Source organism: Acidovorax sp. SRB_24 (assembly GCF_012931925.1).
Genome location: NZ_MWOM01000067.1, coordinates 1 through 20,166 on the forward strand (window position 1 = coordinate 1; position 20,166 = coordinate 20,166).

The window sequence follows — 20,166 nt, forward strand, 5'->3', positions numbered from 1 at the left end:
TATACATCGTATCTAGTGAAGCAACGCCTGCGGCTGCGCCGTCATGACCCGGAGCGAGCGTCCAGCTGGCGCAGTGCTTTAGCCAACCTGGGTCTGGAACTGCCGGCTGCGCGCAGCTTCCGAACATCACTGCAATGAAGAAATTGCCCACACTGGCGATACCATGCGCGCATGACTACCCCTTCAGCACTGTCACAAGCGTCCAGCGTCCACTTTGGCCATGGGGGCCGCGTTTGCATCATCACAGGCGGTGCGCAAGGCATTGGCGAGGCCTGCGTGCGCCGGTTTGCGCTTGAAGACGCGAAGCTAGTGATTGCCGACGTGGACGGCGTGCGCGGCCTGGCGCTCGCGCAGGAGCTGGGTGCGCTGTATGTCCGCTGCGATGTGGGCGACAAGGCGCAAGTGGATGCGCTGGTGGTCCAAACCCTTGCAGCCTATGGGCGCATCGATGTGCTGGTGAACAATGCAGGAATCTTCCGCGCGGCCGATTTTCTCGATGTCACCGAGGCGGACTTTGACGCCGTGCTGCGCGTCAATCTCAAGGGAGCCTTCCTTGTGGGCCAGGCTGTGGCGCGGGCCATGGCGGCGGCCGGTGGGGGCGCCATCGTCAACATGAGTTCCGTCAATGGCGTGCTGGCCATCCCTACTATCGCCAGCTACAACGTGAGCAAAGGCGGCGTCAACCAGCTCACCCGCGCCATGGCATTGGCGTTGGCCGACAAGAACATCCGCGTGAATGCGGTGGCGCCTGGCACCATTGCCACCGAACTCGCTGCCAAGGCCGTGCTGACCAGCGACGACGCCAAAAACAAGATCCTCAGCCGCACGCCGATGAAACGGCTAGGCGAACCGGCCGAGATTGCCGATGTGGTGGCCTGGCTGGCCAGCGATGCCGCCAGCTACGTGACCGGCGAGATCGTCACGGTGGATGGCGGGCGCATGGCGTTGAACTACACCGTACCCGTTTGAGCCAACGCAAGCTATTGAATTGATAGCTTCTGGCGCTTGGTGGATAGGCGCTAGAGCGTCTTTTGGCTCTTAAAATCCATCATGGCTGCGGCGCACGCTTGAGCAAGCCTGCCATGCTGCGCGGCCATCCCACGGGGCCGAACCAGGCGCCGCCCGCAATGGCCCAGGCATTGACCAACCCGTAGAGCACCAGCGCCACAGCCTGCGCGGCAAACACTCCGGCCAAGCCCCCTCCCCAACCCAGGGCCAGCCACCCGCCGGTCACGGCCACGGCCAGGCGCACGGTGTTGCCCAGCACGGGCCAGAGCAGGCGCCCTGCCCCTTGCGAGGCAAAGTACAGCACCAGGCCCAGGCCGAAGAAGCCGTACGTCGGCCCGACCGTGCGCAGGTATTGGCCACCGGCTTCGAGCATGGCCGGATCGCTGTTGAACAGCGACAACCAGGCATTCGGGAAAGCCGCGGCCCCCAGGCCGATGGCTTGCGCCATCGCGAACGCCATGGCTGCGCCGATCCAGGTGGCGCGCAGGGCGCGCTCGCGCTGGGCGGCGCCAATGCAGGTGCCGACCATCGCGACCAGCGGTGCGCCCAGGCCGAACACCAGCGGAACCAGCAGGTATTCAAGGCGCGATGCGGTGCCATAGCCCGCAATGGCCGCCGTGCCAAAGCCGCCCACCAAGGCCGTCGTGACGCCAATGGTCACATTGGTGGCCACCGTGGACACCATGCCCACCAGCCCGACCCGCAGAATGTCCTTGAACAAAGCCCAGCGAAAGCGGATCTGCGCAAACGACGGCCGCAGCAGGCTGCGCGGAGACCACAGGTAGCCCGCCAGCACCAGGCTGCCAAGGAAGTAATACGCCATCAGCGCGATCGCGCCGCCCGCAATGCCCAGGCCAGGCAACGGGCCCCAGCCAAAGATCAGCAGGGGCGACAGCGGCACCAGCACGAACGCACCCAGCACCGTGACATAGGCCGGCACCGCCATATTGCCCGTGCCCCGGATCACGGCGGAGAGCGTGTTGAACAGCCAGACCAGAAAGGCGCCCGCAAACACCCAGTTGGAATAGACCAGCGCGGCATCGAGCGCCCCGCCCGTGCCGCCCATGCGGGTGTAGAGCCAGCGCCCTCCCCCCACCACGGCCACCGTGAAAACGAGCGCGAACACCGCCGCAATGGCCAGCGCGTGCAGCACCAGCGCATCGGCATCGTCGCGCCGCCGTGCGCCCAGGGCACGCGCAATGGCGGACGCAATGCCGCCGCCCATGGCGCCGGCCGAGGTCATCTGCATCAGCATCACGACCGGAAAGACCAGGGCCATGCCCGCCAGCGCATCGGTGCCGAGCTTGCCGACGAAGTAGGTCTCGATCAGACCCACCCCGGCCTGCGCCAGCATGACGAGCACATTGGGCGCGGCCAGCCGCAGCAGCGTGGGTGCAATCGGCGCCTCCAGCAGCATGCGGGTGCGCGGGTTGAGTGCGGTGCTCATGCGGCAGTGCCCTGGGGTTTGCGCGGGACCACGATGCGCACGGTGGATATCTGCAACACCTCGCCGTGCTGGTTACGGGTCTCGCTGCGCACGGTGACCATGCCGCGGTCCGGCTTGGAACGGGAGGGCTGGATCTGCACCACCTCGCTCACCACATGCAGTACGTCGGTAGGGCGTGTGGCCTGGGGCCAGCTCAGTTCGCCGCCCGCGCCGATGATGCCGCCCGCAATTGGCAGGCCGCTGGTCACCTGCAGGCGCATGGTCACGGCCGCCGTGTGCCAGCCGCTGGCGGCCAGGCCGCCAAACAGCGTGGCCCGCGCGGCCGCATCGTCCAGGTGGAACGGTTGCGGGTCGAACTGCGCGGCAAAGGCCTTGATCTGTTCTGCGTCCATGGCATGTTCGCCACTTTTGAACTGGTCGCCCACGGTGAGGTCGTCGAGGTAGACGGGCTTTTGCTGTGGGCGGGATGCTGCGGGCGCGGGCGAAGCAAGCGGGTCTGTCATGGCAATAGCGCTTTCAACAAGGACGGAGGACGAAATGGGTGCAGCGCCTTGCTCAGGCCCCGGCAGGCGCGGGGCGCGCCAGGCGGGCTTCGCGGATCGGCAGGTTGACCAACGCCGCGCCCAAGGCCAGCACGATGTCGATGTACCAGACCCAGTCGTAGCTGCCCGTGGCTTGGAACACGCTGCCGCCCAGGTAAGCGCCAAAAAATCCTCCCACCTGGTGGGCCAGCATCACGATGCCAAACAGCATGGCCATGTTGGCCGTGCCAAACATCTTGGCGACCAGGCCCACCGTTGGCGGCACGGTGGACAGGAAGGTCACGCCCATCACGGCGGCAAACACCAGCACCACCGGCCCGGTCTTGGGCGCGAGCAGAAACGCCAGCACGGCGATGGCGCGCGTGGCGTACAGCAGCGACAGCAGGGATTTCATGCGCCAGCGCCCCACCGCCCAGCCCATGGCCAGGCTGCCGACGATATTGAACAGCCCGATCAGCGCCAGCGACCACCCGCCGAATTCGGGTGCCAGCCCGCAGGCGGCAATCACCCCCGGCAGGTGCGTGGCCAGAAACGCCACATGGAAGCCGCACACCAGAAAACCCGCCGCCAGATAGCGGTAGCTGGGCGTGGCCAGCGCATGGGCAATGGCCTGTCGGGCGCTCAGCGCCTTCTGCCCCGAGGCGGCTGCAGCCTGAGCCGCCAGCGCATTTGCATTGCCGCGCAGTATGAAAACCGCCGGCAGCGCCAGAAGCACGAGCACGCCCAGCCACTGCATTGCGCTGGCCCAGCCCACGGCTGCCGTCAGGCCGATGGCGATGGGCGCCATTGCAAACTGGCCGAAGGAGCCGCCCGCATTGACGATGCCGGTGGCCAGGCCGCGCTTGTGCGGTGGCACTAGCCGCGCGCTGGCCGCCATGAGCACCGACGGCCCTGCCATGCCCGCGCCCCCGGCGGCCAGGATGCCAATGGCAAGGACGAGGCCCGCCGTCGTGGTCATCAGCGGTGTGATGAACGTGCCCACTGCCACCAGCACCACGCCCAGGAGGATCACGCGCCCAGTGCCGATGCGGTCGGCCACCGCGCCGGCAAAAGGCTGCGTCAACCCCCACCAAAGCTGGCCCAGCGCAAAGGCCAGGCTGATGCTGCCCACGCCCAGCCCGGTCGAGGTGTTCAACGCCGACAGGAACAAGCCCATGGTCTGCCGCACGCCCATGGTGAGCGCAAACGCGCCGGCCGCCGCCAGCAGCACAAGCCAGACGGCCCAGGACCTCGCGGCCCCGCCCACACGCTCAGTCTTCGCCATGTTCCTGCTCCGCTGTGGGCGCCAGCAGCGCCAGGGACTCATCGGCCAGCGCATGCAGCGCCGCCACGCGTTCCACACCCAGGGTGTCGTTCAGCGCCCGTTGTGCCACCTTCCAGCAGCGCTGGGCCTCGGCGCGCTTGTCGCTGCCCGCATCGGTGATGTGCACGAGGCGGCTGCGCGCATCGGCGCCGGCCTCCAGCACCACCCAACCCGCCTCCACCAGGGGACGCAGGTTGCGCGTGAGCGTGGAAGCGTCCATCTTCATCGCTGCCGCCAGGTCGCTGGGCCGGATGGGCCCGAGCTTGAGCACGTGCGACAGCAGCGAGTACTGCGTGGTCTTAAGCCCGCACTGCGCCATCTCGGCGTCGTAGTGTTGCGCCACCCGGCGCATCAGCTGGCGCAGCTTGAAGTTGGTGCAGCCCTGCGGCATCGGCGGGGAGGCGGAACGATCGGTGGCGGGTATGGGAGCATCGGCTTGCATGGATTTGATTGTATCTGCAATACTTGCATATGCAATATTAAATGCAACCCCCAACCCCAGCACAGGAACCCCATGACCCAGCACAACCACCTCAAAGATTGGCTCGCGCAGGAGCGCGAAATCCTCGCGCGCCTGGACCTGGGCCCGGGTCCAGGCGTTGCCCGGCGCGAGCAGATTGCCCACATGAGCGGCCTGGAGCAAATGCAGGCGATGCTGCGCGGCGAACTGCCCTATGCCGCCATTGCCCAGACACTGGACTTTCTGATCGTGGAGGTGGAACACGGCCGCGCCATCTTCCAGGGCACGCCCGGCGCCGCGCACCTCAACCCCATGGGAACGGTGCATGGCAGCTGGTTTGCCACCCTGCTCGACTCCGCCCTGGGTTGCGCCGTGCACACCTGCATGCCAGCGGGCCGCGGCTACACCACGGCCGAACTCGGTGTGAACCTGGTCAAGGCGCTCACGCCCCAGGTGCAGCGCGTGCGCGCCGAGGGCCGCGTGGCCCACTGCGGGCGCCAGCTGGCCACGGCCGAGGCGCGCCTGGTCGGCCCCGACGGCATGCTGTACGCCCACGCCACCACCACATGCCTGGTCTTCGATCTGCCGGCACAATCGAGGCCATGAAATTCCTTCACACCATGCTGCGCGTCGGCAACCTGCAACGCTCGATCGATTTCTATACCCAGGTGCTGGGCATGCAGCTGCTGCGCCAGTCGGAGAACCCCGAGTACAAGTACTCGCTCGCGTTTTTGGGCTTTGACGGTGGCAACCCCGGCCAGGCCGAGATCGAACTGACCTATAACTGGGGCACCGAGAGCTACGACCACGGCAACGCCTACGGCCACATCGCCCTGGGCGTGCCCGACGCGTACACGGCCTGCGAGAAGATCAAGGCCGCCGGCGGCAACGTCACGCGCGAGGCCGGGCCGGTCAAGGGCGGCAGCACGGTGATCGCCTTTGTGACCGACCCCGACGGCTACAAGATAGAGCTGATCCAGCGCGCCGAAGGTGCTGGCGGTGGCGGCCTGCGCTGAGCCGCGCACCTGCCCCTTCACTCGTACTCTTTAATTGATAGCTGCTAGCGCTTGATGCATAGGTGCTAGACCCACTTTTGACTGGTATTTAACGCAAACCCATCACGGCCTGTGCGAGCGCAGTGATGCGGCTCCAGTCGCCCTGCTCCAGCGCATCCTGCGGCACCAGCCACGAGCCGCCGACCCTGGCGTCGTTAAAAACACTGCCGCATTGCCCGCGTGGAGCCGCCCGTGGGACAAAAATCCTGTTATGGCTGCGGCAGCACAGTAATAACAACGTTCGCCCTCTGCTGACCAACGGCTGTGCCGGCTTCGTTAAGGACATTGGTTGTGACCGTCATCAAAGTTGTGGCTCCAGTAGTACCTGTGGGTAGGTTATTGGCTTGCACATTAAACTCGGTGGCGTTGAGCCGAATGTATTTCGCGACAGATGGATTCGAAAACGTGACCGTCGGCTCTGTTCCACCTGATATTTGAAAAATACGCACCTGGCTTTCCCTGAAATTGGCTGATTCCGGAAAAACTTTCAGAGGATTCTCTGGACAAGGAGGATCATCTGAGGAGACTCGGGTCGTCACATCAACGGTTGCGGTCCGCGACTGGCTGTCCAGTACTGTTAACGTATCAGTAAACAATGCAATCCCAGGCACATTCTTAGGATCCTTCCTGTATTGAACCGTGGCATTGAAGTAGAAAGAGCCTACAGAGGGATCCAAAGGCAATGGCGAACTTACAGGAACATCGAAATTAGCGCTCGAAAAAACTGTGTATGGTGGGGTGCCGCCGCTGAAAATAAACGGAATATTCGTGGTGCATTTGCCGACTGTTATTGCAGCGGGGGCAATCGACAACGCTCTCCCTGCTTGGCCTTGCGCTGCAACTGTCAACTTGATAGTGACCGTCTTGCCGCGCGAATCGACCACTGCAACGGGAGATTCACCTGCAGCAACGCCGCTGATCGACAGAGTTTGGTCTGATATTGTGGCCTTTCCAACATTTATATTTCCGCTTGTTGCTGTGTAAGGAGGACTTCCACCCCCCACACCGTATGTCACGCTCGTCCCTGCACTGAGGGTAATCGCAGCCGGCGCCGTGGTAAAAAGTAATTCGGAATTTTGGTTGGCATTAGCGTTATTGCTTCCAGTGGAACCGGATGACGCGCTCCCAACTGCTGCACAGATTGCAGGGTTAGGGTTATTGCACGCGGCAGGCCCATCACCGCCTCCGCAAGCTATAAGCCCAAGTGGCGAAATCAAAGTGAATGCCCGAAACGCAATTCCCGTTACTTGTATCTCCATCAGATCACTCCAAATTTGATGCTATTGCTGTTGAGCTTAAGCTTGGAGAAACACTTCGGACATAGTGCAAAAGAACCTAAATCCCTGGTACAAAAGGCATGTGAAAAACTTATATTTGTAGAACAGAGCTAATAGGAGCAAGGAGCAATCCAGTTCCTGCATAATCGAGTTTTACTATCTAATAGATAGCTAGCAGCGCTTGCACTGTAAGCGTTTGAATCACTTTCTGTCTCTATAGATCAGCAGTCCTGCGGCGGCGCGTGCCAAGGCAGTAATGCGGCCCCAGTCGCCCTGCTCAAGCGCATCCTGCGGCACCAGCCACGAGCCGCCGATGCAGGCGACGTTCTTGAGCGCCAGAAACTCGGCCGCATTGCCCGCATGGATGCCGCCCGTGGGGCAAAAGCACACGTCGCCAAACGGCCCCTGCCACGCCTGCAGCATGGCCCGGCCGCCGGCCTGCAGCGCGGGGAAGAATTTCAACGCGTGCAGGCCCTCCTCCCGGGCCTGCATGATCTCGCTGGCCGTGGCCACGCCGGGCAGCAGGGACAGCTGCACATCGCGGCTGGCCTGCGCCACGGCGCCCGTCAGGCCCGGGCTGACCAGAAAACGCGCACCGGCCACAGCGGCCGCGCGCGCGTCGTCGGCGCTGCGCACGGTGCCGGCACCAACCATGGCCTCAGGCACATCGCGGGCAATCGCCTCGATACAGGCCAGCGCGGCCGGCGTGCGCAGCGTCACTTCGAGCATGCGGATGCCACCGGCCAGCAGTGCGCGCGCCATCGGCACGGCGTGCTTCGCGTTATGAAGCACGATGACAGGGATGACAGGCGCGTCGCGCACCACGTCGAGCGCGCCCAACGGGGATTTCACAGCCATGTGCATGCGCCCTCCTCGGCGGCCAGTGCGTTGCGGCGAAAGCCCGCGAACAGCTCGCGGCCCATGCCCAGGTTGTTCGATTGCTGCAGCGCAGCGGGCATCGCATCGGCACTGCGTGCGGCCCAGGTGGTCGCATCGACCAGGGCGGCCAGCGTGCCGGCGTGGCCGTCGACGCGCAGCAGATCGCCGTCGCGCACTTTGGCGAGCGGACCGCCGGCCGCCGCCTCGGGCGAAACGTGGATCGCGGCGGGCACCTTGCCCGAGGCACCGCTCATGCGGCCGTCGGTCACCAAGGCCACGCGCAAGCCCTTGCCCTGCAGCACCGCCAGCGGCGGCGTGAGCTTGTGCAGCTCGGGCATGCCATTGGCCTGCGGGCCCTGCCAGCGCACCACGCAGACCAGGCCGTTGGCCGGGTGGCCGGTGCACAGGCGCTCGAGCTCACCGGACTGGAAAGCCGCCAACAACCCCTCCTGGCTTTCGAACACGCGCGCGGGCGCTTCGATTGTGTGGCGGTCGCCGGGCACGGCCGACACCTTGAGCACCGCGCGCCCCAGGTTGCCCTGCAGCAGCTTGAGCCCGCCAGTCGGGCTGAACGGCGCCGACGCCGGCCGCAGGATGCTGTCGTCGCCGCTGGCGCCGCTGTCCGCCCAGCCCACGCTGCGCTCGGCGCCGGGCACGGCATGCGGCACGCGCGTGTATTCGCGCAGGCCGCCGGGGCGCACCGTGAGCACATCGGCGTGCATGAAACCGGCGTCGAGCAGTTCGCGGATCACGTAGCCGGGCCCGCCTGCGGCCTGGAACTGGTTCACGTCGGCACTGCCATTGGGGTACACACGGGCCAGCAAAGGCACCACAGCGGACAGCTCGGCGAAATCGTTCCAGTCGATGGTGATGCCGGCCGAACGCGCCACCGCGACCCAGTGGATCAGGTGGTTGGTCGAACCACCCGTGGCCAGCAAGGCCACCATGGCATTGACGATGGCGCGCTCGTCCACCAGACGGCCGATCGGCGTGAACTGCTGCGCGCGCGTGATGGACAGCGCCGTGCGCGCGGCCTCGCGCGTCAGCTCGGCGCGCAGCGCCTGGCCGGGGTTGAAAAAGGCCGTGCCGGGAACATGCAGGCCCATCGCTTCGAGCAGCATCTGGTTGCTGTTGGCCGTGCCGTAGAAGGTGCAGGTGCCCTCGCTGTGGTAGGCGGCAGACTCGGCTGCGAGCAGTTCGGGGCGGCCGACCAAGCCTTGGGCCGCCTGCTCGCGCACCTGGGCCTTGGCGTTGTTCGACAGCCCTGTGGTCATCGGCCCGGCGGGCACGAACACCATCGGCAGGTGACCAAAATGCAGCGCGCCGATCAGCAGACCCGGCACGATCTTGTCGCACACGCCCAGCAGCAGCGCCGCGTCGAACACGTCGTGGCTCAGCGCCACGGCCGTGGCCATGGCGATCACGTCGCGGCTGAACAGGGAGAGCTCCATGCCCGGCGTGCCCTGCGTGACGCCGTCGCACATGGCGGGCACGCCGCCCGCCACCTGCGCGGTGGCACCGTGTTTGCGTGCCTCGTCCTTGATCAGGTCGGGGTAGTGCTGCAGCGGCGCATGGGCCGACAGCACGTCGTTGTAGGCCGTGACGATGCCGATATTGGGCGCACGCTCGGCGACGATGCGCAGTTTGTCGTTGCCCGGCAGGCCGGCAAAGGCGTGGGCGACGTTGGCGCAGCCCAGGCGCTGCGCGCCCGGCGGGCGCTGCGCGAGGGCATCGAGCCGTTCAAGGTAGGCGCCGCGCGCGGGGGCGCTGCGCTCGCGGATGCGCTGCGTGACGGCAGCGACGGTGCCATGGAGGGTCATGCGGTACCGACTTTCAAAGGAGCAAAAACAACGCCCCATCGTAGCCGGGCGAGCGGCCGGCGATGGGGCGCGGGGGATGGGCGTGGCTTACTTGCTGGCGCGCACCTGCACGAGCGCACCCTGCACCGCGTCCCAGGTGCCCTGGCCCACGCCCTTGGCGATGCCGGTGTTCACGGTGGCGAGCTTTTCGCGCATGCGGTTGACTTCGGCTGCGGGGAGCTCGTTGATCTGCATGCCCTTGGCCTTGAGGTCGGCCAGCGCCTTGACGGCTTCCTCGCGCGTGTCCTTGCGCTCGAAGTCGCGGCTCTTCACGGCGGCGTCCTGCAGCACCTTCTTTTCGGCCGCGCTCAGCGTATCCCACCACTTCTTGCTCACTGTGACGATCCAGGGGCTGTAGACGTGGTTGGTCACCGTGAGGTACTTCTGCACCTCGTAGAACTTGCTCGACACCACGGTGTTGAACGGGTTCTCCTGGCCGTCTACCGCGCGCGTTTCGAGCGCGGTGAACAGCTCCGAGAACGGCAGCGGCACGGCGTTGGCGCCCAGGGCCTTGAAGCTGTCGAGGAAGACGTTGTTCTGCATCACGCGCAGCTTGATGTCGTTCATGTCTTCCAGCTTGGTGACCGGGCGCTTGTTGTTGGTCAGGTTGCGGAAACCATTTTCCCAGTAGACCAGGCCGACCATGCCCTTGGGCTCCAGCGTGGCCTTGATCTTCTCGCCCACGGGGCCGTCGAGCACGGCGTCGGCCTCCTTGGTGTTGTTGAACAGGAACGGCGTGTCCCAGACCGCCATTTCGGGCGCGATGCCGACCAGCGTGGCGGTGGAGCCGACCATCATCTCCTGCGCACCGCCAATCAGGGCTTGCTGCATCTGCGTGTCCGAGCCCAGCGAGGCATTGCCGATGGCGCGCACCTTCATCTTGCCGCCGCTGGCCTTTTCGACCTCTTCGGCGAACAGGCGCACGGCGCGGCCCTGGTTGGACTGCTCCACCAGCCCGTAGCCAAAGCGCACGATGCGCGGTTTGAAGTCCTGGGCCTGCACGGCGCTGGCGGCGGCCAATGCGGCCACGAGGCCGGCGAGAACGAATTTGATGCGCATGCTTGTCTCCTGAGTGAGGAAGGGTGAGGGAAAAAAAACGGGAAAAATCAGTGCATCCAGCGCAGCGGCGCCGTCACCAGGGCGGGGAAAACCACGAACAGCACCGCCAGCATCACGTAGGCGATGAGGAACGGCGAGGTGCCCTTGATGACGGTCTCCATGCGCATGCGCCCGACCCCGGCGACCACGTTCTGCACCGTGCCCACGGGCGGCGTGATGAGGCCAATGCAGCCCACGTAGATGAACATGAAGCCGAAGTACACCGGGTCGATGCCCGCCTTGACCGCCAGCGGCGCGCACACCGGGCCGAAGATCAGGATGGTCGGCGTGAGGTCCATGGCGGTGCCGACCACCAGCAGGAACAGCATCATCAGCGCCATGAAAGTGACCGGGTTGTGCATGACGCCCGAAAAACTGTCGGCGAGCATGTTGGGCAGGTCGGCCAGCGTGATCATGTAGGCCGTCACGGTGGCGGCGCCGCACAGGAACATCACCACGGCCGTCGTCTTGCTGGCGGCCAGGAAGACGCCGTAGACGCCCTTCCAGGTCAGCTCGCGGTAGACGAACATCGATACCAGGAATGCGTAGACCGCCGCCACCACGGCGGCCTCGGTGGGCGTGAAGATGCCGCCGCGCAGGCCGCCCAGAATGATGACCGGCATCATCAGGGCCCAGAAGCTGTGCAGCAAGGCGCGCAGGCGCTGCGGCCACGCCACGCGCTCCATCGCCTCCAACTGGTGGCTGCGGGCGATCCACCACCAGGCGAACACCAGGAAGAAGCCCATCATCAAGCCCGGGAACACACCGGCCAGGAACAGCTTGCTGATCGAGGTGTTGGTGGTCACGCCGTAAATCACGAACGGCATCGATGGCGGAATGATGGGCGCGATGATGCCGCCCGAGGCCAGCAGGCCCGCGCTGTAGCTCGGCGGGTAGTTCTGCTGGCGCATCATGGGCAGCAAAATGGTGGCCAGGGCGGCAGTGTCGGCAATGGCCGAGCCGCTCATGGACGCCAGCAGCACCGCCGCGCCGATCGCTACGTATCCCAGGCCGCCGCGGATGTGGCCGACAAACGCGCGAGCCAGGTCGATGATGCGGCGCGACAGGCCGCCGGCGTTCATCAGTTCGCCAGCCAGGATGAAGAACGGCACGGCCAGCAGCGGGAAGTTGTCGAAACCCGCCTGCAGGTTTTGCGCCAACAGCTGGGAGTCGAAGAAGTCCAGGTGCCACATCAGCGCCACGCCGGTCAACACCAGCGACTGGGCGATCGGCATGCCGATCACCATGCCGCCAATCAGCACGGCCAGGAAAATGAAGGTCACGACCATGGTGCGTTCTTACTCAAGGTGCAGCTCGTCGCCGTGCGCTTTGGCGCGCCCGCGCACCAGATCGAGCACGCCCACCACCAGCAGGCCCACCGACAGCACCAGGGTGGCCGCAGCGCCCAGGGCCAGCGGGTAGCCCAGCACGGTGCTGTAGCTGTTCCAACCCGCCAGCACCTGCTCCCACGAGCCGATCAGCAACAGCACCATGCACGCACCCGCGAGCAGTTGGCTGACCCAGAACAGTGCCTTGCGCGCCGGCCCCTTCAGGCGCGAGGTCAGCATATCGAACCCCAAATGCTTGCCCTCAAAGGCGGCCACGATGGTGCCAATGGCCACCAGCCACACGAACAGCAGGCGCGAGATCTCTTCGTACGACACGATGCTGGTGGCGAACGCGTAGCGCAGCACCACGTTGACGAACACGGCGATCACCATGCCGCCGAGGGCAACAACCATGGCCAGTTCGGCCACACGCTGCGGCAGCGTTTTGGTGGGCTCCACTGGCGTAGCGGGCATTTCCACGGTGCTCATGCGCCCCCTCCCGCCATGGTGCTGGCCGCTGTGCCACGCGCCCATGCCACCACCTGCGCCGACAGTTCGGGCACCGGCCGCAACGCATCCAGTGCCAGCACGCACGGTTCGTCCGCGGGCGATTCCAGGGTCGCGAACTGGTCCGCCACCAGGGTGGGCGAAAAGAAATGCCCTGGCCGGGCCTGCACCCGCGCCAGTGCCTGCGCATAGTCCAGCTGCAGGAAAACGAAACCCAGGCCAGGCAGTGCCTGGCGCAGGCGGTCGCGGTACCGGCGGCGCAGCGCAGAGCACGTGAGCACCACGCCAGGCCCTGCCGGCGGCGTCCGGGCCAACAGGTTGGCCAGGCAGTCGAGCCAGCCGCTGCGGTCTGTATCGGTGAGCGGCGTGCCTGCCCGCATCTTGGCGATGCTCTCGGGCGAATGGTAGATATCGCCCTCGTGCAGTCTCCAGCCCAGCGCACGGGCGCACGATGCGCCCACGCTGGACTTGCCGCAGCCCGAAACGCCCATGACCACCAGGGCCGGAAAACGAAAGGGTGAGATAGCGCTATCCATACAAAAAAATAAAAATGCGGTCATGCAAGATGCCGCACAGGGTCCGCAAGGTTTTTATGGGATCGATCCAGCCCATCTGAAGCAGGCCCACGGGGGGGCCGAATACATCGCGAAGGGCTGTACCGGATGCCGGGATAGCGCTATCCTAGTCCGCCATTGCGCCCCAGTCACTCAGGAAAACCCTTGACAGAACCCCTTCGCCGTCCTCGCCGCTCCAGCGGGCGTACTACCCTGGCTGATGTCGCCCGTGACGCAGGCGTGAGCCCCATCACCGTGTCGCGCGCGCTGCGCGGTGAACGCAGCGTGGACCCGGTGCTGGTCCAGCGCGTGCGCGCGGCTGCGGACGCCCTGGGCTATGTGCCAGACCCGGCCGCGCGCGCGCTTGCTTCGCAGCGCAGCAGCCAGGTGCTGGTTCTGGTGCCTCTGCTATCCAACACCTTGTTCGTGGATTTGCTAGAGGCGGTCCACCGCACGCTTTTTCCGGCCGGTTATCGGCCCCTGATCGGGGTCACCCACTATGACGCCGCCGAAGAAGAGCTGCTGCTCAACACCTACCTGCCCCACCGGCCGGCCGGCCTGCTGGTAACGGGATTCGATCGCAGCGAGACCGCGCGCCAACTGATCGCGCACAGCGGCGTGCCCTGTGTCCATTTGATGGAAACCAGCCGTGCCGAGGGGGTGCACTGCGTGGGATTTTCACAGGTGGATGCGGGCGCCGCCATCACGCGCCACCTGCTGGACCGCGGGCGTCGGCGCATCGCCTTTTGTGCCGCGCAACTGGATCCGCGCACCCTGCAGCGTGGCGATGGCTACCGGCGTTGCCTGCGCGAGGCAGGCCTGTACGACCCGGCGCTGGAGTTGCTGAGCCCGGAGCGTTCGTCCATCTCGCTGGGCGCACGGCTTTTTGAGGACATGCTGCGGCGCATGCCCGATATCGATGCCATCTTTTTCTGCAATGACGACATTGCCCAAGGCGGCCTCCTGGCCGCCAACCGCTTGCAGGTGGCCGTGCCGCAACGCATTGCAGTCGCCGGATTCAACGACCTGGCGGGCAGCGACCAGATGGTGCCTCCACTGACCACGGTGCGCACCCCACGCGGCGAAGTCGGCCGTGCGGGCGCCGCCATGCTGCTGGGTTTGATGGAAGGGGAGCCCGTTCAATCTAGCTGCGTGACGCTGGGCTATGAGCTCGTGGTGCGCGGCAGCACCTGACCGGTGCCGACGCGCCCCGCAGTTGTTGCCTGTGCCTGCATGAAAAAAGCCCGGCATCGCCGGGCTTGGAAATCGCACCAAATGCCTGTCGCACGTCAAGGCGCGGACAGCACCACTTCCACGCGCCGAGCCTCTGCATTGCCGCTGTCGGCCTGGGTCTCTTCCGGTTTGCGCAGTTCGATCTTGTCCTCGGCAACGCCCAGCGCCACGAGGGCGGAGCGCACGGCCAGGGCCCGGCGCTTGGAAAGCTCGGCATTCAACGCTGCGTCGCCCGTGGCGTCATGGAACCCGGACACCACCGCTTTCTGCCCTTGGGCAACGCCCTTGACCACGGCGGCCAGCGCCTCGTTCGCGCCGGCTGCCAGATCGGCCTTTCCGGAGGCGAAATAGAACTTGACCACGCCGCCTTCCACGCGCACGCTGGCTTCGCCTTCGTTCACGACCACGATGGCAGGCGCATCGGCCACCACCACCATGTCCGATGCGGGGGCACGCACGATGGCACGCTGGTACACCGTCACACCCACCACGGTGGACACGACCAGCGCAATCAAGGCGAACAGGAACCCCAGAGCAAAACGCTGTTGGCTGTCGTCGTCGGAACTGCTGAATGACATCTTTGAAACTCCGTAAACAATGGGGAATCTGACAAACCCGCCGATTGTAGAGTCCAGGAGATTGCCGATGACCGTGCGCACCGCACCTTTGCCCGATCCCGCGCCTTTGCTTGAGCAGGCACTGAAGACCTGGGGGGGACGCAGCGATCTGTGGATTTTCGGCTACGCCTCGCTGATCTGGCGGACCGATTTCGACTATGCCGAGCGCCGCGAGGCCCGTGTACATGGCTGGCACCGGGCGCTCAAGATGTGGAGCCGCATCAACCGCGGCACCCCCGACTGCCCTGGTCTCGTGTTTGGCATGCTCTCGGGCGGCAGTTGCCTTGGCATGGTGTTTCGCGTCGAGCGGGCGCAAGCGCCGCAGATCATGGCCCAGCTGTGGCAGCGCGAAATGCCCCTGGCCGCGTACGACCCGCGCTGGCTGCCCTGCCAGACCCCCGCGGGCGAGGTGCGTGCCCTGGCGTTCACGCTCTCGCGCAACAGCCCCAGCCACACCGGCAACCTGCCCGAGAACGAATACCGCCGCATCTTTCGGGAAGCCCGTGGCCGGTACGGCACCACACACGAGTATGCGCATGCCACCTACGAAGGCTTGCGCCGGTTGGGCATCCATGACCGGGCGCTGGCGCGCTTGCTGGCCTTTTCGCACTGAAGGTGCCCCTGGCAGACATCCAAGCTCCAAGGCTGCGCATTAAGCAGAGGGTTAAGGCAGCAATATGACCGGGGCGGCCCGCGCGTCACGGCGCAGCAGCTGCGCTGCGCGTTCGAGGTCATCGAGCGTGTCGATGTCGGTCACCGCGCCCCCATCCTCCAACAGCACCTCACGCAAGGTCCCCTGGGCAGCGAACTTGCGCACCACGGCGGCCGCGCCTGTGTCACCGTGGAGGGCCAGCAGGTCTGGCAGGCACTGCGCGGCAAACCCGACCGGGTGGCCGCGCTGGCCCGCCACCACGGGCACGGCGACCGCACAGCCCAGCAACGCAGCGGCGACGGCGCGCAACGACCCGGGTTGGATGAGCGGCAGATCGCCCGGCAAAACCAGCCAACCCGCAGCCGATGCCGTGGCGCGCACCGCTGCGGCGATGGAGTCGCCCATGCCCGGGTGGCCTGCGTCTTCCAAGCGCCAGGGCAATCCGCTGGCACGCACGGCATCGAGCGTGTGCTGCAGCACCGGTTTTCCCTCCAGCAAGGCCTGCAGCTTGGGCGTGCCGCCGCCCGAGGCGCGAAAGCGGGCCCCTTTTCCCGACGCCAGCACCAGCACGTGGGGCAGCGCTGCCTCTGTGGAAATGGAAGACGTGGCAATGGATGGTAGAGCGGTCTGTGGCATGGCAGGGCTGAGACGGGCGCGGGAATGGCTGAACTGTAGCGCTGCCCGAGCACTGGCGAAGGGGTTGTGCCCGGGCACAATGCGGGCATGAGCCGACCGACCTCCTCCATTGCCGATCTGCGCAAGAGCTATGAACGTGCCGAACTGCACGAGGGCGCATCGCACGCCGATCCCGTGCTGCAGTTCGACCAATGGCTCAAGGAAGCCCTGGCCGCCGAAGTGCCCGAACCAAACGCCATGACCGTGGCCACGGTGGGCAGCGACCTGCGCCCCAGCACGCGCGTGGTGCTCATCAAAGGCTACGACGCGCAAGGCATCGTCTGGTACACCAACTACGGCAGCCGCAAGGGCCAGCAGCTGGCCGGCAACCCCTATGCAGCGCTGCAGTTCCATTGGGTGGAGCTGGAACGCGTGGTGCGCATCGAAGGCGTGGTGGAAAAGGTCAGCGATGCCGAGAGCGACGCGTACTTTCACAGCCGCCCGCTCGATTCGCGCATTGGCGCCTGGGCCAGTCCTCAAAGCCAGGTGATCACGGGGCGCAGCGTGCTGGTGGCCAATGCGACCAAGTTTGCAGCACAGTTCTTGCTGAATCCTCCGCGCCCTCCGCATTGGGGCGGCTACCGCCTCACACCCGACAGCTGGGAGTTCTGGCAAGGGCGAAAAAGCCGCCTGCACGACCGCCTGCGCTACCGGCAGAACGGGCAGGAATGGGTGCGCGAGCGGCTCGCTCCTTGACACCCGACTTGATCAACAAATGGGTGAATTTGGTAAGAGCTTGTGCGGAGTGGTGGATATTTAAACCATGTAAGTTACATTCAATCCATGCAAGCACACCTTCCAACGCACCCACTTCCCAACGGCACGCAGGTTTTTGCCCGCTGGCTCGAAAGCGAAGGCGGAAAGCCGTTCCAGGCCCTCAGCACCGAGCCACAGGGCGTGTACGAAACCATTTGGCATGCCTGGCTCGAAAGCCTGCAGCCCGCATCAGGCCGCCGCAAGAGCACCCACGGCGCTGCCCAGCCTGCACTGCGCCAATGGCACGAGGCGCGGGTCGAGGATGTCGCCCGCTTTCTGCGCGTGCGCGCCGGCCAGAAAGCGCACCACCAGCCCGATCGCACGCTCAGCGAAGTCACGCGCCGGCGCTACTGGCGTGTGCTCGACCGCATATACGACTTCGCCGTGCAGCAAAGGTGGCTGCCAACCAATCCGGTGGCCCTGCTGCGCCTGGCCGAGCGCCCGCGCGCCGTGGACCAACTGGGCCATTGCCTGCCCCCTGCCCTGTGGGTGCGGTTGCCGGCGCACTTTCCCACGGCGGACAGCCTGCAGGGTGCCCGCGACCTCGCCATCCTGCTGTTGCTCTACGAACTGGCGCTGGCCCCCGAGGAAGTGCGCGCGCTGTTGGACGACAGCCTGCTCGATGCAGAGCACCGGCCGCTCGCGCCGGCATCGGCCGTACCCCCGGCCTTCCTGCGCATCGAAGGTGCGCGCAAGGCGCAGCAGCGCACGTTGGCGCTGTCGCACCGGGTGGCCGCAGCGCTGTCGGCGTGGCGCCAATACCGGCTGGCCCACGACGCCTCGCTTTCGGGCTGGCTGTTCCATTCGCGCAAGGGCGGACCGCTCTCCATCCGCGCGCTGTTCCATGTGGCATCCAAGGTGATCCAGGAAGCGCACGCCGCCCTGCCCTCGGACGTCCAGCAATGGCCCCTGCAGCGCGTCGGCCCGCAGGTGCTGCGCAACACCGCCCTCGTCACCTGGCTGCAGGCGGGCGTGCCAGAAAGCGAGGTCGTGCACCGCATCGGCGTGGAAAGCAGCCGCGCCCTGGGCCACCTGCAGCACAAGCTGGCGCCGGTGGTCGCTACAGCCAGCGCGCCACCAGCCACAACACGACCGGCACCGTAACCAAGGCCAGCGCCGTCGACACGGCGATGCTGGCCGTGACCTCGTCCTCCGCCACGCCATAGCGCTGGGTGAACAGGAACACGTTCGCCCCAACCGGCAGCGCTGCGGCCACCACCATCACCGCCATCGGCAGGCGCGACAGGCCCAGTGCCCAGCCGCAGGCCGCCAGCACCACCGGGTGCAGCACGTTCTTGAGCAGTGCAATGCGCAGCGCGGCCTTGAAGTACGCGCCCACGGTGCTGAAGGCCAGCGTGACCCCCACCAGCAGCAGCGCCAGCGGCCCCAGGGCCTGGCCCAGCAACTGCAGCGGCTTGTCGACCACGGCGGGCACCGCCAGGCCGGTTTGCGCAAACAGCAGGCCGGCCAGTATGGGGAGCGGCACCGGGTGCACGATGCCGTTGCGCACCGCCTGCGCCACGGTGCGCAGCATCGAGTGCTGCGCATGGCCGCCAGCGCGGGCACTCTCGCGGGCGGCGGCCAGTTCGAACACCACCGTGGCGGCGGTCAGCAGGATCAGCGCATGCATGGAAATCAGCGTGAACAGGGTCACCAACCCCGCCTCGCCAAACGCCAGCCCAACCAGCGGCACGCCGATCATGATGGTGTTGCTGAACGTATAGGCCAGTCCGCGCGCCGCCGCCAGCGTGCTGAATCCATGGCACAGCATCGCGGCCGTGAACAGCAGGCCGGCCGCCAGAAAATACACCGCGACGGGCTCGAAGTTCAGTGCCTGCACCTGCACGGTGCTCATGGTGCGAAACAGCAGCGCCGGCGTGAGCACCATGAAAACCAGGTTCGACAAGTCCTTGACCGCTGCAGCCCGGATCCAGCCCCAGCGGGCCGACAGGAAACCCAGGCCAATGAACAGGATCACGGGCACCAGGGCCGAAACAACAGGAGAGTCCACAGCGGCAGCCGGCCAGCGGCCGGGACAGGGTTGGTATGGTTTTAATAGCTTCCAACGCTTGCCCATCAAGCGTTAGAGCGCTATTTGACCATTGTTTTCAGAAACGCCCCGGTGCCCGCGCCGCGCCGGGCACCGCCCGCCGGGGCCATGGAGCCGATCGCGGGCGGCAACTCCGTGCCAGCCCCGTGGTGCGCGCTTTTGTCACTTCGGCGCGAGGTCGCCGTACCAGTAGGCTGCCGTGACGCCGCCGTCCATGAGGAAATCGTTGCCCGTGATGAAGCCGCCGTCCGGGCCCATGGGCAGAGCGCCCACGGTCCCCACTTCATCGGGGGTTCCGCCGCGCCCGGCGGCGGACAACGCGATCATGCGCCGGTAGCCCTCGCCGCGCGGCCCAGCCAACTCGTCCTTGGCCAGAGGCGTGAAGATGATGCCGGGGCTGATCGTGTTGACCCATGCGCCGCGCTTGCCCCAGCGCACCGCCTCGGCCATCACGCGCAGCGAGTTTCCGCGCTTGGAGAGCTGGTAGGCGTGCAGCGGGTCTCGCACCTGCTCCGGCTGGAGCATGGAAAGCGCGAGCAGCTCATCGGCAGGCGTGGTCGCCAGCGCCTTGTCTTGCTCGGGCGTCAGAGCCGGCAGGCGGTGCCCCGACTGCGAGGCGATCACGACGCCTGCTCCGCCCCGCGCGATGGCGTGGCCGAATGCCTCAAGCACGAGCGCGGTACCGTACAGATCGACCTGGAGGATCGTGGCCGGCGACGCCTGCGAAGGCGAGACACCCGCGGCATGGATGAGGCCGGTGACGGTGCCGAGGGCCGTGGCCGCCTCGACCAGCGCGTGGACCGACGTGCGCGACGAGACGTCGACCCGTTGTCGTGCTCACCTCGAACCCGGCGTCGCTGAGGATT

The 20,166-nt window shown here is 66.1% G+C and carries 21 protein-coding genes and 1 pseudogene; 7 read left to right on the top strand and 15 right to left on the bottom strand.

Annotated features, from left to right (window positions below; genetic code table 11):
- Positions 1-171: 171 nt before the first annotated feature.
- Positions 172-969 (top strand): SDR family NAD(P)-dependent oxidoreductase, encoded by a 798-nt coding sequence (locus B2J89_RS17540; RefSeq protein WP_169168996.1) that lies wholly within the window; start codon positions 172-174, stop codon positions 967-969.
- 79 nt (positions 970-1,048) lie between these two features.
- Here B2J89_RS17540 and B2J89_RS17545 read toward each other — a convergent pair whose 3' ends face one another.
- From B2J89_RS17545 to B2J89_RS17560, 4 genes are read right to left on the bottom strand one after another with little or no spacing between them, the layout of a single operon-like run.
- The gene (locus B2J89_RS17545) at positions 1,049-2,455 is read right to left on the bottom strand and encodes an MATE family efflux transporter (RefSeq protein ID WP_169168997.1); all 1,407 of its coding nucleotides are present in this window, start codon (positions 2,453-2,455) and stop codon (positions 1,049-1,051) included.
- Entirely contained in the window at positions 2,452-2,958 is a 507-nt protein-coding gene (locus B2J89_RS17550) for a MaoC family dehydratase (RefSeq protein WP_169168998.1), read from the bottom strand. Before B2J89_RS17550 ends, B2J89_RS17545 begins: the two co-directional genes overlap by 4 nt.
- 52 nt (positions 2,959-3,010) lie before the next feature.
- Positions 3,011-4,261, bottom strand: a complete 1,251-nt coding sequence (locus tag B2J89_RS17555) for an MFS transporter (protein WP_169168999.1) — start codon at positions 4,259-4,261, stop codon at positions 3,011-3,013.
- Positions 4,248-4,742, bottom strand: coding sequence for a MarR family winged helix-turn-helix transcriptional regulator (locus B2J89_RS17560; RefSeq protein ID WP_169169000.1), 495 nt, complete (start codon positions 4,740-4,742; stop codon positions 4,248-4,250). Before B2J89_RS17560 ends, B2J89_RS17555 begins: the two co-directional genes overlap by 14 nt.
- A gap of 72 nt (positions 4,743-4,814) precedes the next feature.
- Here B2J89_RS17560 and B2J89_RS17565 point away from each other — a divergent pair, with 72 nt between their 5' ends.
- Together B2J89_RS17565 and gloA are read left to right on the top strand one after the other, a co-directional pair.
- Complete coding sequence (locus B2J89_RS17565; RefSeq protein WP_169169001.1) at positions 4,815-5,366, top strand: PaaI family thioesterase; 552 nt, start codon at positions 4,815-4,817, stop codon at positions 5,364-5,366.
- Complete coding sequence (gene gloA / locus B2J89_RS17570) at positions 5,363-5,776, top strand: lactoylglutathione lyase (protein WP_169170277.1); 414 nt, start codon at positions 5,363-5,365, stop codon at positions 5,774-5,776. The genes B2J89_RS17565 and gloA overlap by 4 nt, the downstream gene beginning before the upstream one ends.
- Positions 5,777-6,024: 248 nt before the next feature.
- On the opposite strand, the gene B2J89_RS17580 is transcribed toward gloA, so the two are convergent.
- The 7 genes from B2J89_RS17580 to B2J89_RS17610 all read right to left on the bottom strand — a co-directional run bounded on the left by B2J89_RS17580 (position 6,025) and on the right by B2J89_RS17610 (position 13,299).
- The gene (locus tag B2J89_RS17580; RefSeq protein WP_169170278.1) at positions 6,025-7,074 is read right to left on the bottom strand and encodes a hypothetical protein; all 1,050 of its coding nucleotides are present in this window, start codon (positions 7,072-7,074) and stop codon (positions 6,025-6,027) included.
- 219 nt (positions 7,075-7,293) lie between these two features.
- Positions 7,294-7,950, bottom strand: coding sequence for a bifunctional 4-hydroxy-2-oxoglutarate aldolase/2-dehydro-3-deoxy-phosphogluconate aldolase (gene eda / locus B2J89_RS17585; protein WP_169170279.1), 657 nt, complete (start codon positions 7,948-7,950; stop codon positions 7,294-7,296).
- Entirely contained in the window at positions 7,941-9,791 is a 1,851-nt protein-coding gene (gene edd / locus B2J89_RS17590; protein ID WP_169170271.1) for a phosphogluconate dehydratase, read from the bottom strand. The genes eda and edd overlap by 10 nt, the downstream gene beginning before the upstream one ends.
- Positions 9,792-9,878: 87 nt before the next feature.
- Positions 9,879-10,889 (bottom strand): TRAP transporter substrate-binding protein, encoded by a 1,011-nt coding sequence (locus B2J89_RS17595; protein WP_169170270.1) that lies wholly within the window; start codon positions 10,887-10,889, stop codon positions 9,879-9,881.
- Between the two features lie 47 nt (positions 10,890-10,936).
- On the bottom strand, positions 10,937-12,217 hold the full coding sequence (locus tag B2J89_RS17600; protein WP_169170269.1) for a TRAP transporter large permease: 1,281 nt from the start codon (positions 12,215-12,217) through the stop codon (positions 10,937-10,939).
- A 9-nt stretch (positions 12,218-12,226) separates the two neighbouring features.
- On the bottom strand, positions 12,227-12,745 hold the full coding sequence (locus B2J89_RS17605; protein WP_205763875.1) for a TRAP transporter small permease: 519 nt from the start codon (positions 12,743-12,745) through the stop codon (positions 12,227-12,229).
- Positions 12,742-13,299, bottom strand: coding sequence for a gluconokinase (locus B2J89_RS17610; protein WP_206041326.1), 558 nt, complete (start codon positions 13,297-13,299; stop codon positions 12,742-12,744). The genes B2J89_RS17605 and B2J89_RS17610 overlap by 4 nt, the downstream gene beginning before the upstream one ends.
- Positions 13,300-13,482: 183 nt before the next feature.
- Between B2J89_RS17610 and B2J89_RS17615 the strand changes: the two genes are divergently transcribed.
- Positions 13,483-14,511 carry a LacI family DNA-binding transcriptional regulator gene (locus tag B2J89_RS17615; RefSeq protein ID WP_169170268.1) on the top strand — a complete coding sequence of 343 codons (1,029 nt, stop codon included), beginning with the start codon at positions 13,483-13,485 and terminating at the stop codon, positions 14,509-14,511.
- Positions 14,512-14,606: 95 nt separating this feature from the next.
- Here B2J89_RS17615 and B2J89_RS17620 read toward each other — a convergent pair whose 3' ends face one another.
- Positions 14,607-15,128 (bottom strand): OmpA family protein, encoded by a 522-nt coding sequence (locus B2J89_RS17620; RefSeq protein ID WP_169170267.1) that lies wholly within the window; start codon positions 15,126-15,128, stop codon positions 14,607-14,609.
- A 67-nt stretch (positions 15,129-15,195) separates the two neighbouring features.
- On the opposite strand from B2J89_RS17620, the gene B2J89_RS17625 reads away from it, so the two are divergent.
- Positions 15,196-15,780, top strand: coding sequence for a gamma-glutamylcyclotransferase (locus B2J89_RS17625; RefSeq protein WP_169170266.1), 585 nt, complete (start codon positions 15,196-15,198; stop codon positions 15,778-15,780).
- A gap of 51 nt (positions 15,781-15,831) precedes the next feature.
- Here the strand turns inward: B2J89_RS17625 and B2J89_RS17630 are convergent, their stop codons facing one another.
- Positions 15,832-16,455, bottom strand: a complete 624-nt coding sequence (locus B2J89_RS17630) for an NTP transferase domain-containing protein (protein WP_169170265.1) — start codon at positions 16,453-16,455, stop codon at positions 15,832-15,834.
- A gap of 87 nt (positions 16,456-16,542) precedes the next feature.
- On the opposite strand from B2J89_RS17630, the gene pdxH reads away from it, so the two are divergent.
- On the top strand, positions 16,543-17,190 hold the full coding sequence (gene pdxH / locus B2J89_RS17635) for a pyridoxamine 5'-phosphate oxidase (RefSeq protein ID WP_169170264.1): 648 nt from the start codon (positions 16,543-16,545) through the stop codon (positions 17,188-17,190).
- An 87-nt stretch (positions 17,191-17,277) separates the two neighbouring features.
- Entirely contained in the window at positions 17,278-18,354 is a 1,077-nt protein-coding gene (locus B2J89_RS17640) for a tyrosine-type recombinase/integrase (RefSeq protein ID WP_169170263.1), read from the top strand.
- Here B2J89_RS17640 and B2J89_RS17645 read toward each other — a convergent pair.
- Complete coding sequence (locus B2J89_RS17645; RefSeq protein ID WP_169170262.1) at positions 18,311-19,261, bottom strand: AEC family transporter; 951 nt, start codon at positions 19,259-19,261, stop codon at positions 18,311-18,313. The genes B2J89_RS17640 and B2J89_RS17645 overlap by 44 nt on opposite strands.
- Positions 19,262-19,462: 201 nt before the next feature.
- A pseudogene (locus B2J89_RS17650) lies at positions 19,463-20,166 on the bottom strand (SDR family oxidoreductase); the annotation flags it as partial.